At 47.5% G+C, this 14,515-nt stretch carries 6 protein-coding genes; all 6 read right to left on the bottom strand.

Annotated elements, in window-relative coordinates; translation table 11 throughout:
• Positions 1 to 118: 118 nt before the first annotated feature.
• The 6 genes from AC58PV_RS32200 to AC58PV_RS32225 all read right to left on the bottom strand — a co-directional run bounded on the left by AC58PV_RS32200 (position 119) and on the right by AC58PV_RS32225 (position 14,489).
• The gene (locus AC58PV_RS32200; RefSeq protein ID WP_497437073.1) at positions 119 to 1,582 is read right to left on the bottom strand and encodes an RICIN domain-containing protein; all 1,464 of its coding nucleotides are present in this window, start codon (positions 1,580 to 1,582) and stop codon (positions 119 to 121) included.
• 294 nt (positions 1,583 to 1,876) lie between these two features.
• A complete protein-coding gene (locus AC58PV_RS32205; RefSeq protein ID WP_497437074.1) occupies positions 1,877 to 3,121 on the bottom strand; it encodes an MFS transporter in 1,245 nt (414 codons plus the stop codon).
• A 17-nt stretch (positions 3,122 to 3,138) separates the two neighbouring features.
• Positions 3,139 to 3,564, bottom strand: coding sequence for a helix-turn-helix domain-containing protein (locus AC58PV_RS32210; RefSeq protein WP_497437076.1), 426 nt, complete (start codon positions 3,562 to 3,564; stop codon positions 3,139 to 3,141).
• A 142-nt stretch (positions 3,565 to 3,706) separates the two neighbouring features.
• Entirely contained in the window at positions 3,707 to 4,375 is a 669-nt protein-coding gene (locus AC58PV_RS32215; protein WP_497437077.1) for a YfbR-like 5'-deoxynucleotidase, read from the bottom strand.
• A gap of 155 nt (positions 4,376 to 4,530) precedes the next feature.
• Positions 4,531 to 4,896, bottom strand: coding sequence for a response regulator (locus AC58PV_RS32220; RefSeq protein WP_497437078.1), 366 nt, complete (start codon positions 4,894 to 4,896; stop codon positions 4,531 to 4,533).
• Between the two features lie 200 nt (positions 4,897 to 5,096).
• Positions 5,097 to 14,489, bottom strand: coding sequence for an S-layer homology domain-containing protein (locus AC58PV_RS32225; protein WP_497437079.1), 9,393 nt, complete (start codon positions 14,487 to 14,489; stop codon positions 5,097 to 5,099).
• Positions 14,490 to 14,515: the final 26 nt, after the last annotated feature.

A 14,515-nucleotide genomic window follows, 5' to 3' on the forward strand; every position in this document is an offset into this window, starting at 1 on the left:
CCATCGGTTTTCGTACTGTCTATGATAATTTCGGGGAAGCTCGTGATCAATTCATGGATGATTTCATTGTAAAAAAAGCGAGGCTAAGGATCGCTCCCTACCTCGCTTCACATCGCGATTAATTAATCGTCCACTGCTGATTGTTGCCGCCATTCCACGTGTATTGAATGTTCTGTCCGCCATCGGCCGTAGAACTGCCACTAATGTCCATAAATTTACGGCTATTGCGATTCTCGATCGCATAATAACCATTCCCTAGATCAACTAGCAACCATTCCTGATTCTTACCGCCATTGCTTGCATATTGAATGTTCGTCGCTCCGTCCGCTGTGGATTGACCATTAATATCCATATATTTGCCGCTTTGTTTGTTAATGATACTGTAGTAACCATTCGCTTTTTTCACAAGCTGCCATCTCTGATAAAGCGCTGTCGTATCCGTAAATTGCTGGATTGGCGCTGCACTAAGCGTTTTATCCGAGCCGCTAACGGCCAGCGACTTGTTGCTATTCCGATTCAATATTTTATAATTCGTCGTCGTGTTAAAGCTGTAATTAGACCCCGAAATGGTGCCTGTCGCTGTATCAATCGTTAATTTATCATAATAGGTTAGACTCATGGATGTATTCGAAGGGAACGCGATCGGCAAGAATACGTACCTCGAATCATTTACAATGCCGCCCCACGCCCCTGCCCATCGGTCTCCTATGTAGAGATAGGAGGTTGTAGATGTTCCTTGAACAGGAACGATATACGCTGGCTGTGAATCGTAGGACGTGGAATCGCCGACGTTGCTAAGCGCACTCCATGTACCTGCAATGCTTGTTGCAGTCCCATATTTCATTTGATTCGGCGCCCAGCCGGTCGCTCCTGAGGTCACCAGGAAGTAGACACCGTTCCTTTTGAACATAGCAGCCGCTTCTCGTTGAGAACCTACCCAAACCTTCTGAACGAGGGAGGCGATGGATCGGTAATCGGAAGAAAGCTTATAGATATGCGTATCTAAATTTTCTCTAGCAGATGAAATGAAATAGGCGGATCCGTCGTCATCCACGAACAAAGTATCGTCACGAGACATGTACTGGCCTTGCGGTTGGAAGCTGCCTTGCCACGTGTAGTCGCCATCAACAGTGGAGGAGTAAGCAACTGCTGCTCGAGCCTCACTGTAATCAACGCCATTCTCTTTGTGCATCCACATGACGAATTGACCCGTAGAAGCATTGTAAATGACTTTAGGACGCTCAATATTCGCAGTTGCAAGTTCCGTAGCTGACGAGTGTTTGAGTACATTGTTTCGGAATTCCCATGTTTTCAGATCTGTCGAGCGGTAGCACGCCACTAAATTGTCTCCGCTTCGATTTTCACCAAACCAATAGTAATACGCACCTACTTTAATGATCCCACCGCCATGCGCTTGCAACAGGTTTCCTGCACTATCCTTTATTTGAACGCCATTACTTGGAATGGTAACACTCGCCGCTTCAGCCTTTTGCGTGGTCATAAACAATGTCATGAATAGTGCAACAATTAATCCTACTAGCAGTAACTTCCCTAAGTATCTTTCATGCGAATGAACGTACACGGTTCTCATCCTTTCGTTCTACAGTGTGTGAGACAAGCGGTACTTCAGACTTGCTTGATTACTGGAACAGCTACCTTGCAGCCTTAGTTCACCCCCATTCCATTTCCATCTGAGGCTAATGTTAGGGGATTCCTGAACTGGTTCATAGTGAATAATTACAAGTTGTATGAACAATTCATACTATGGGATTCCCTACTTTTACCACATTCCTGAACATTTTGCATATCCATAAATTGAAAGTACCTAGAACAAACAAAAGAGCCTCGCTGATTAGGCGGGCTCTCTCCGATCCTACTAATGACCACTTTCAACTTCGTCCACGTGCTTCAAATGCTGACGGTTCATCCAAAGATAGACCACAGCAACAACAACACACGCACCACCGACGATAAATGGCATATGCGGGTTATACCATTCCGCTAACTTGCCTGCCAGGAATGGCGCAATGGCTCCACCAATGAAACGCAAGAAACTGTAGGCAGCTGACGCCGTTGGACGTTCCACCGGTGCTGCGTTCATGACCGCAGTCGTGATTAGCGTATTGTTATTGCCTAGGAATGCTCCAGCAATGATAACGGCAATGATAATGACGGTTTTATCTGTTGTCCAAATGGACATAACAAACAATGTAGCAGCGAATAAAAGCAATTGAACACACATGGAAGACACTGTTCCGAACCGTTTTTGGAGTTTCGGCGCCGTGAAGACAGATGTAAAAGCAAGCATAAGTCCCCAGCCTAAGAAAACATATCCGAGCTGATGCTCATCCAATCCTAATTTCCCCAAAACGAGTGCTGCGTATACAAGCAAGGTAAAGAATCCGAAGTTGTACAGAAAAGCTGCGATTCCAAATGTACGCAGTGCTTTGAATTTCAGTGCACGGAACGGATCGGCTAGAGATGCTTTGGTTTTGCGAATTTGCAGTTGCTGCTTGGGCATAATAAAGAGGATCATAAAGAAGGCAATGACCATGAGACCCGCAACACCGAAGAATGGGCCTCTCCAAGAAACAGCACCTAGCTCTCCTCCTAATAGCGGGCCTACAGAAATCCCAAGACCAACGGCTACTTCGAACAAAATAATGGATCGTGCGACGCCAGTTTTGGATAACGAGACGATAGCTGATAAAGCCGTAGCAACGAATAACGCGTTGCCTAACCCCCATCCGCCACGTAACCATACGAGGCTCCAAATACTATTGGACATACCACCAAGTGCAGAGAATAGAGCAATAATGATAATGCCAGCAAGCAGTGTTTTTTTGATGCCCAAACGGGAAGAGACGACACCTGTAATCAGCATCGCTACTGCCATAACAGCATTGTAGCTTGTAAACAACAATGTGACATCGCTATGAGATGCATGAAGCTTCTTCGCAATGGCGGGCAAGATTGGGTCGACAAGACCCAATCCCATGAAAGCGATAATGCTGGCGAAAACGACTGCCCATACCGCTTTCGGTTGACTAAACATACTGACGTTCTGAAGAGGTTGTGACTGTGAGGCCGAACTCGCCTTACTCGTAGCTGTAGGTTGCATGTGCTAGAAGACTCCTTTTATGTTGACATTTTAGTAATACCATCATTGATTCGTTTCTGAATATGTTCGATTTCCTTGCGAAATTCAGCCATCTTGGACAGCTTTTGGTCTACCATTTCCATCTGTTTATCGACCATGACTTTCATCTCATGCAATTGCGAAAGCTTCTCTTCAGCAGCTTCCGTCTTCCAATAAACTTGCTTTTGTTCGTCCATCTTCTCGCGAATGGCTACGAAATCTTGAATTTCCATCAGGGAAAAACCAAGAACATCCCGCGCATTTACGATTTGACTCAGTCTTTCAATATGTTTGCGTGTGTATAAGCGCATGCCTCCCTCACTACGCTCCGGGGGAAACAGGACTCCGATTTCCTCGTAGTAACGAATCGTCCGCTTCGTCAATCCACTCTCTTTGGCCACATCATCAATTTTGAATGTATCCATCTGAACACTCCCATCCACTTAATTATTCTCGATGTCATAATCATAATCTTTATGAACGTTAACGTCAACGTTAACTTTCCAATGGCTAAAATGTGCTTTTTCAAGACATAGTATGCGCGGTTAACAACAAAAGCATGTTCAATCAATGGCTAGTCCATTGATCGAACATGCTTTTTCCTTGACAGTCAGCCAACGCCTCTTCCGTTATCCGTTTAATATCAACTCGTGAAACCGTCTCATCATTGACCATATCGGGGAGAATGTTCGTTAGAAAGTAATCTACACAAGATAATGGAATATTTTTGATTTTAATTAAAGCATTTCGATACATTGTAACGAATTCTTTCTCTGTATTGCCTTTTTGAATTTCAGCAAATGCTTCATATACTTGATCCATCTTATCCGCCACTTCCAAAATCTGTCCTTCCATCGAACCGTCTTTGCCCTCTTGGAGTTGTTTATGGAAAGTCTCTTTAAACTCGGACGGAATATGTTCCTCAATAAAGTTGTAGACCATTCCTTCTTCTACTTGTTGAATCAGTTGTCGCAGTTCAAGTGACGCATGTTTCACAGGCGTTTTAATATCACCAATAAAGATTTCACCATAATCATGACTGCTGGTAATTTCGTAGAGCTTTTTCCAGTTAATCGTTGCACCATTTTTCTCTTCGATGTCCGCTAGTGTTTTGGCATATTGAACAACTTTCCACGAATGAGCCGCTACACTATGTTCTTCGAATTTGAACTTTCCTGGACATCGAATAATTCGTTCCAGCTCATTTAAAGACCTAAAATACGCATGAATGCCCATAGTTGTTCTCTCCCTTTTGTATATTTGGGTCCCTCTATTTAGTATACAAGCTACCTGTAAATTTGAGATTAAAACTAACTCGTATAATTGTTAACGTACGCAACAAAAAACGCTCACGGAAAGTGAACGTTTCGGGGTTAATCCGATCTCTAGATTTATCCTGATTGAAGCACACGTTCCACAGCCTCCACAATTCTTTCATTGTTAAAAGGCTTCACCAGAAAATCTTTGGCACCAGCACGAATGGAATCGAGTACCATTTGCTGCTGCCCCATGGCCGAACACATGATGACTCTAGCCCTTGGGTCAAATTTTATTATTTCCTTCAACGCGGAAATCCCATCCATCTCAGGCATTGTAATGTCCATAGTCACTACATCAGGCTTGTAACGTTTATACAACAGTATGGCTTCATGCCCATTGCTGCCTTCTGCAACTATCTCATGACCTAGTGAGATCATGTAATCTTTTAACAGTGCTCTCATAAACGCAGCATCATCGACAATCATGATTTTTTTCATGGGACGGACTCCCCTTTCAATATTTTTCTCAGCATACCTCTATAGTAGCAATCGCATCTCTCAAAATTCTCACACATTTCCAAATCCTGACGAAAAGGTGGTTAAGCAAATTAAAAAAGACAGCCGAAGCTTGAAATCATAAGATTCAAACTCCGACCGTCCATTCTTTCATATAGTCGATTTGTTGTCTCAACAATTGCTTAGTTCAAACCGGATTTTTTCAATAATTTCTGAATAATCGTTGCTACTTCCGCACGCGTCATGTTGTCATCGGGTGCCATCATACCTTCTGATCGACCGGAAACGAGCCCTAGTTTCAAACTTGCCGCTACGCCCGATCTGGCATAATCATCAATGTGCGAGCTATCGGCAAATACCGCTAATAACTGATCTACATCGCTTATAGTCAGCGAGGTATCTAGACCAACTAAGGGAATAACCCTACCTATGATTGCCATCACTTGCTCACGTGAAATAACGTCCATTGGGCCAAATTCGCCATTCTCATATCCAGCAATGAGTCCATATTGTGTAGCTGCATGAAGGTAAGGTGCATACCAATCCGAAACATGAACATCCAAGTAGGATTGGCTACTCGCAGCAGCTGTAAGACCTAGAGCTTTGACAACAATTGCTGCGAACTCCGCACGAGTAATCTCGCGATCAGGTTCAAATCGATCTTCGCCAACACCACCTAGAATCATACGCGCTCCCATATCATTCATTGTATCTTGTGCCCAGTGCGCCGTCACATCCGTAAATGACACTGGATTTGAGATCAATGCATATTCACCACCGCTGAATAGCGTTCGAATAACCGCATAGAAGTTTCCATCAACACGTCGGATCAGAGTTGGGATATGACGGATGGTGCCATCCCGATCTACCACTACGGCGGTAGAGAGTTTGCTTGCCTCAGCTTCGCTAGTTAAACGTACCGTTCTTTCCACAAAGCTGTTGAACTTGTCTAGCTCATAACTCTTATTGTCATACATGTACGTCACCTTAAAGCTGACTGGTGAAGCCAATAGCGAGAACCCACCTGTTGCCGCCGCGCGATTTAGTAACTCAATGTGCTCTTTTTCACTTGATCGCATTTCAATACGTACTTTAATATCTTTTAAAGGAATCGAGCTGCCAAGTTTCTCAGAAATATGTTTTACACTGAATTCCTGTGTGGGAATAGTGAAGCTAGCTGTTCCTGCATCTAATTTAAGATCAGCTTGCTTATTCGCCATCTTCTGGAGCATTTCGGCACTCAGTTCTCCAATCGCAGTATCAGCGTTATTAAACAGAAGTGTAATTTCTGTATGTTCACTTGCTTGTTCTAGCAATTTGAACATAGCTTGCTCATTGACTGTTATTGTTGATGTAACGACAGAGCCATTCTTCGAAGTGACTTCGAGTCCTGTTGACTCTGCTTTACCATTGACGAGCACCTCGACAGTCGAACCTGTCTGTGGTGGTGCGAAGCCACCACCGCCTCCACCTCCAACAACAGGTGCCATTTTTTTATAAGTTGCCGAGAAGACTTCGCTGTTGTTTTTTCCGTCAACGCCTACTACAGCTTTGATCGTCGTTGTCGCGTTAAGCGTAATAGCTTGGGTATACACCAGTGAATTCTCGGAAGGAGTACTGCCATCCATCGTGTAGTAGATTGTTCCGCTGCGTTCAGTCGTGGCAAGCACCACATCCATTTTCTCTTTAAACTCAACGGAAGAGCTACTCCCAGTAGGCGTAGTAGCCGTTTCTACGTATAAGACTGGCTTCTTGTTAATTGTCACATCTCGTCTCTCGCCAAACTTAGAGGCGGTAAGTACCGTTTGTTCATCACGTTCTTCGACCGTCCATTGCAAAGCTGAATCGATAGTATGTGAATAGCTGCCCGTTACGCGATACACCGTATCACCTGATTTCAAAATTACAGCCACCGTTGATAAATCACTATCAATCGAATTGATATTTCGTGTGAGCTGAGGATAATAGCCCGTTTTGGCTCCCCAAATCGATCGATCTAACCCAGCAGGCAATACACCGTTCACCAACTCTTTCGTTTGCATGGCTGCAGCCTTGCGTACATCTGTCGAGATCGCATGTCCTGCATCATCCGCATAAGCGATTCTCGATTGAAGCATTTGCTCATCGAAATAATTATTGAGAAGTGTCGTTCGCCCGCCTATTTGCCCAGCTATGCCGCCAATGAAGGATTTCCCTTTGACCAGGAATCCCTCGATGTTGGCAGCAATTTGACCGCTATTCACCGTATTGGTCATCATACCTTCTGGTGCGTAGCCAGCAATTCCGCCCGCTCTAGCTATTGTCTTTCCGCTTGCGGTCACCGCACCCGAATTGTAACTATCTGCAATGACGCCATCGTTCTCGCCTGCCAGTCCGCCAGCGCCTGGAGCATCCCCGATGACCGTTACATTCGCATATGAGAAGCTTTGTGTTAGCAAAGCACCTGCCCTATTATGACCAACGATGCCGCCTCCATAGGATCCATTCACTGTAATAGAGCCATTCACAGCTGCACCTTGGATCACACCTGCATTCACGCCAGCTATCCCACCTGCACTGCTTGTTCCTGTTATATCTACACCTGAGGCGCTTACTTGATTCATTGCCCCGTTATTTACACCGGCTATGCTGCCAATTTGATCGGCAAAAACTTGTATTTTGGAGTTGCTCACGGAAACATCCGATATCGTCGCGCCAACATGATTCGTTCCGACTGCAATCCCCGTACGGGAACCACCGATTACTGCAGCATGGTCAAATGTCACATTGGCAAGTCTGCCATGAAGATTAGAAATGAAACCATAATTGTCATACTCGTCTGCCAAGTAAGTGAGGCCAGATATGACGTGATTCTCCCCGTCAAACTCCCCGGAAAAGGAGGAGAACGGTGTCCACAGTCGTTTCGTTAGATCGATGTCAGCACGCAATGCTATTCGTTGAATATCTAGTGGGTTTGTCGCTGCCCGGTCAAACCACTTATAGAATTCCAACTCATTATTAAGCATCCTAAGCCCTGCCAACTGCGCAGCACTTGCTGCTGTAAACTGTAGATCACCTTTCATCTGCGCCTGTAAGAAGGTTACATCAGGTGCAAAGCTCCAATTCGTTACATCGATCAACACTGGCGCATTGCGATTGATGCCATCTGCATAACCCCAGGTTGCATCATTTGTGGAGAAATTCCAGTTGGGAAGCTTGTTGTGGTTCGAAAAGTCAGCAAGCTTTACGTTCGCTGCTTGGCCGCTGCTAGTATCATACTTGATTGTAGTTATGTTACCTGTATAGTAGGCGTTCGCTACTACGCCATCTCTGAAATTGTAACCAATCAACGCACCCATGTAAGAATTAGCTCCACCTGCTTGCGCGGTAATCGTAGTTACGTCTGCATAGACTCGTGTTAAACTTCCGTCATTATACCCCGTGAAGCCTCCCGCATAGGATCGTGTAGCTCCGCTTGAGCCTAGCGCGGTTACCGACACTTGCGATGCGTACGCATCCGCGATCACTCCGCCTCGGTTAATAACCCCAGCAAAACCTCCGGCTCTTGCATCAAATGCCGTATTCGCCACGCTGCCCGAAGCGTAAGCTTCCCGCAGCGTATACGCATTGACCGAGCCAGCGAAACCGCCAGTGAATGCGCCGGCTTTTCCACTCACGTTAACAGCGCCTTCCGCATAAACCCGCTTCATGGACCCCGGAGTGCTATCGCCCAACAGTCCCGCAAAGCCCCCTGCGTAGATGGTGTTGTACGGATTCGTGCTCTGTACCTGAATTGGCAAGTTCGAAGAAACGTTTTGCATGTCGATCCCATCCGCCATACCCACAACACCCCCAACATGGGTTGCAGTAGGTACACGTTCCTGCGTGATACTATCACCAATCGCCAATTGCTCACGATTAGGAGATTCAGCTCGTGCATACGCGATTTTACCACCATGGGCTCTACCAACAATTCCGCCGATACTGCACTCACTGCTCAGATTCGCTTCAATTCCGCTTGTTACGCTCGTATTCACAATGTAACCGGAGCTCAAACCAACGGCACCTCCGAGCGTTGCCGTTTTCACGCCCGTTACGCGAAGATCCGCTTGGGAAGTCGAATTGTAGATCGATGCCGTTTGGAGCTGCCCTGCAATCGTGCCTGCCATTACTTGCGCTTGCTGATTGGAACCTGTGACTTCGATCATGGTATCTGGCACGTTTGCTCCATACACACCTGGATAAAACGGAATGAAGTAACCGAAATCCAGCGCGGTATCCCCATGCGAAGATTCAGCAATCCCAACAACGCCGCCAATGCTATTCTCTCCCATAGTTACTGCTGCGCCAATGGTCGGAGATACTTGAGCCTGATAAATAATCGAATCGACGCTATGACCTGCAATACCGCCAACGATGAGATCCTTGCCCGCTGCGCGAAGCGCGCCTTCGAAGGCCAAATCTTTCACCGCCGTATTGGTCAACACGCCAACGATACCCCCTAGGGTACTGGAGTCGCCTATGGAGAAGCGAACCCCCTTGACAGAAACCCCATCCATATCCCACGCAGCAATGCCTTTACCGATTTTATCACCTACAAGACCGCCGACAAGTCCATTACCTTGGATATTAACTCCCGCTATCGTATTCACTGCACGAACAGAGGCCATCTTAATGACCTGATCACGGCCTGAACGACCGATTGCTCCGCCTAAAATGGACTGTCCTTTAATCTTCCCGTCGGCCAAGGCAACGGTTAATTCATCGCTTGTGCCTGACAAGTAGTCACCCACTAAGCCGCCGGTTATCCCGCCGGTTCCTGTAGTTTGAACCAAGGAATCTGCCGTAATCGTGATGGCTAGCTGCGACGAATTCCCTGCCAATCGGCCGAATGCGCCTCCGACAATGGCATTCTCACCCGTGGCCTCGATTTTGCCATTCGTCATCGTTACACGCCCTTCGGTAACATCCGAGACATTGTCCCCTACTAGACCGCCAAGCGTCGCCGTATTCACTGCACTCGACACGCTGCTACCACCTTGCACAACAAGCGTAAGATGGCTAATCGTGCCTGTATTCTTGCCCAAAATACCACCCACACTGATGCCGTTCGTTACTTTCGCCGCCTTATCCAGAGTAACCTGAATGTGGGAGACACCGCCTTTGTTAATACCCGCCAAAGAACCTACATACTGACTGCCCGTCACGCCTACCGGCTCAAGATCTACATCCTGCACAGTCGCATATTCACCGATAACACCGAACAGGCCGGCAACCGAATCGGCTGTGACTTGAAGACCGCTAATCAACTTACGATTGCCTATAAACGTGCCTTCAAAAGCATGCTGCTCGGTATGCCCAATAGGTGTCCATTGATTCGATTGCAGATGAATGGGAGCTGTTAACTCGATTTCTCTGCCTTTAAAATCAAATGGCTCTACACCCGTGACCGTACCATTCACGATGCCAGCAAGTCCTGCGAGATCCGCTTCGGTTTGAATGACAAACCGCAATGCCGACGGTTTCTTCGTGTACCAATTGATATTCATATTAACTTGGTTACCGCTTCCGCCGTTGCCTCCGCCAGTTCCACCCGTCGAGCCACCGGTGTTCGCAGTCAGATTAAGTTCTGGATATTGATAGTCCGCGTTGAGCGAACCGTATCGCCATGCGGTATCACTGAACGTCCAGCCTGACAACGCCGGGAATGTCGCTCGATTCGCAAGCGATTCCGCAAGGATCGGGCTGAGACGAGCATACCTATTAAGTTCATAATACGTGCCACCACCAAAATCTAACAACCCGCTGTTCAGCGATTGGTTCTCATCCTTCACGTAATACGTATTGTCAATGAGTTCCTTGCTCGCATTGTCATAATAACCGGCAAAACCTCCTGCGAATGCGCCCTGGTTCGCACTCACTTGACCAGCTGAATAGCTGCCTTTCACTTCGCCAGCTTTTAGAAGGCCCACCAAACCACCTGCATAGACATCCACGGCATTCGCCGTTACTTCCTTGGCTGCATAGGAATTCTTGATCGTTCCTGTGTTTCCACCGACTAGGCCACCGACGTAAGTGTAACTGCCGTTCGCAGTCACTTTCGATGAAGTAAAGCTCTTGTCTACGTTGCCGCTGTTCCTACCAACTAAGCCACCTAAGAGTGCGTAATTACCGCTCGTGCCAACCGCATCTCCCTTCAAGTCGGACTCGATGTAGGAAGCGATCACGTTACCGCTATTTTCACCGACAAGTCCGCCTATGACCGTTGATGTGCCGCTGACACTAAGAAGCGCATTGGAATACGTGTAATAAACAGTCCCTGTATTTTTACCGATGAGACCACCAACGACGCTGAGATTACCCGTTGAAGAGATCGGGAGTTTCTCCGCAATGCTGTTGTTCGCCAGAACACTGCGATTTTCTCCGATCAGACCACCTGTGGTCGCAGACGGTACGTGTACGATCAATTTGCCTAAGATACGGCTGTTCTGCACCGTACTGACAGCTCTTTCAATTGCAGTCGCATCAGCTTGCCCGCTTCTAGCATCGTTAAGCCCGATCATACCGCCAATCGTAGCGTTAGACGCCGATGCTGGCGCGTTGATAGCAAGTGAATCCAAGAAGTTCTGATCCAGCACCGCTGTCTCTGTGCCTTTGTTATAACCGGTCAAGCCGCCAACGACGGCAGATGATCCTTTGGACGTCAAGTTGACAAATCGACCGAAAATCTTTTCTATTGTAGTCTCGATATTCGTACCTACTAATCCACCTACATAAACACCGTTTGCACTGTTATCTACAACGAGCGTCAAGTTTTCCACGTTATAGTGCTCAGATGTACTGCCCGTCACGCTGGCACGCTCCGCTTGACCGGCCAAACCGCCGCCATGCGAGTTGCTTCCATAGATGTTCAGTACAACATAATCAGGCATAACGCCTCGCGCATAAGATTGTGAAATCGAAGCATCCTTGATCTGACCCGCTAATCCGCCAACCATCGAACCCGTTCCGCGAACGGTTAAAGCAGGATTTTCAGCAACTACGCTTAGTAGCGATGTTTTATCGCTGCTGCCGACAATCCCGCCAACTTTGGCTCCGCTTGCTGCGTCGGTAGTCACAACGGTAAGTCCACTCACATTGGCGTTTGTTCCAATGCCTTGAATGACACTGTCTTTCGCAGCACCGGCAAGTCCACCGATTGTGTTGTTAGCGCCTTTTACCGTGATGGCAACGTTGCTCACCTTTAATCCCGTCAAAGCACTTTGCGTACTCCCGGTAATTCCGCCCAAACTGGCGTCGTCACCTTTGGCATCGATGGTTACACCTGTCACTTCCTGTACATAGCTGCCATTCAGATTGGCGCTGTTATCCCCAACGACGCCGCCGACCTTACTCGCAGCGCCATCGCTTGTTAGCGTCACATCCTGCACCGTAATTGCAGATGATAAGCCGCCCAAAGTGACACTGGCAGATGCCGCACCCGCGACACCTCCGATGCGTGCGTGATCTGCACCTGCACTCACCGCGATCTTGTTTATCGTCGCGCTGCCAATCAAGAGAGGCCCATCATCTGCGCCAATGATACCGCCTACTGCGGTGTTGCTAGCAGTTGTACTAATCATAACGGTGAGATGATCCACCCCCTCCATTTCCCCAACTACAGCCCCCGTAATCGAACCTTTCGCTCGGCCAACTAAACCTCCTGCATGTCCGTCTGCGCCATTGGATTGGATGTCCAACCATTGCATCGTCGTCGACAAAACCGCTCCATTCACATATCCTGCGACACCGCCGACACGCCCCTCAGAAGCTACCTTAGCGAAGCTTTCGGCCGTGCCTCCAACGGTTGCACCTGTGATCGTGCCGCCATCCACGTATCCTGCAATCCCACCGGTACTCGCCCCTTTACCGCCGCCAGTTACACGCAACTGACCACCGAAAGTCGGGCTTGTGATGGTGCTGTTCACACCATAGTAGCCGACAATACCACCCGTATACACAGCGCTGTCTTCACTAGATGAAGCTGCGGTTACCGTTATGTTGTTAGCAAACGATTCGTTACTCATTGCTGTATCGCTATCGCTGCCGGATACAACGCCTACATAGCCACCTGTATAAAGCTTGTGCGATCCGCTGACAGAAATATCCCCTAAGCTTTGCACATTATTGGCAGCTTTGACGTACACTTTGTTGGATACAATGCCACCTGTATACACATCAGAAACGCCGGCTACACGGATGGTTCCGCTATTCAAATAAGCGCTATTAACCGTGCTTAAGAACATTACTCGGTTGCTTGCAAAGCCTACTAGTCCGCCCGTGTAGATACGATCGCCAGTTCCTGTCACTTGTAGAGAAGCCGAGTTCTTAGCGTCATTGACGAACGTTACATTGCCTCCCGTTTTACCTACAATTCCGCCTGTGTACAGTTCTCCTTCACCGCTGACGATGAACGGCACGGCATTCGTAAAGTTGTGCTCCAGCGTCAAATCCCCATACACAATCCCGGTAACACCACCTGTAATAACAGAGGAACCGGCTTGATTCGTAATCGTGCCTGATTGCGTAAAAGGAACGTCCAGATTCATATTTTGCTCAAAAGAACCTACTAATCCACCCGCAATGGAACCTTTGGAGTCCGGTGCAAATACGTTAATATTCCCGAGATTCGAAGTTAACTTTGAAAAAGTAACTGCCGATCCGGCCTCTACTCTGCCCACAATACCACCTACGATAGAGTTCTTGTTATTCGTGGACGTAATGAGACCGAGGTTCCGGATTACCGTGTCTTCATCCTTCATGAGCAACGAAGAGCTGGCAATGCCGACGAGACCGCCGGCATTGGCTTGATAGACGCTATTTGATACGGTAACTGCACCCGTATTTTCGATTTTTTTCAACGTGAGACTGGCTCCCCCAGTTGAAGCAGCGACAATCCCCCCAGCAATCCCGGTAGTTGAACCATTCACGCTGACAGCCGCTGTATTAACGGTGTTGGAGATCAAACCAGTGCCGCTTCCAACTATTCCGCCGACAAAAGCCTCTTTCGTTGACGTGACACGGATTTGTGCAGCATTCGTCACGTTATATACGATACTGTTTTGATCCATGAATCCTGCAATTGCCCCGACTTGGACGATTTCATTGGCGTTGATTTGGATATCCCCAGCCACACGGAGCCCCCCAACGGTTGCCCCGCTCATATAACCAAAAAGCCCTGCTTGCTTCGCGCTGCCAGCGATAGTAAGACCGGCCAGATCGTAGATCTGACCGTTTTTGCCCACTAGCGTTCCGCGAAATGGATGGCTTGCGCTTCCAGCAGGCACCCAATTATGATCCTTTACATCTAAATTAACGCTGATCTCTAACACTTTTTGATGAAAATCAGTTACTCCACTATTGACGAGCTTCGCAACCCCTGCCAGCTTCTCTGCTGTATCAATGGTATAGGTCGTGTAATTATCCATGTACCAATCCGTCGCTGCATGATCTTCCCAAGAGTCATTATCGGCATACACCATAAATGCCGCCGTCGAGAGCGATATAAGGAAGACTGCTAGCATCATCAACCCGACTGGTTTCTTTGTAAATCGCATGTTACACCGTCCCGCTAGTTTGATCT

Source organism: Paenibacillus sp. J22FR83, from assembly GCF_059691955.1.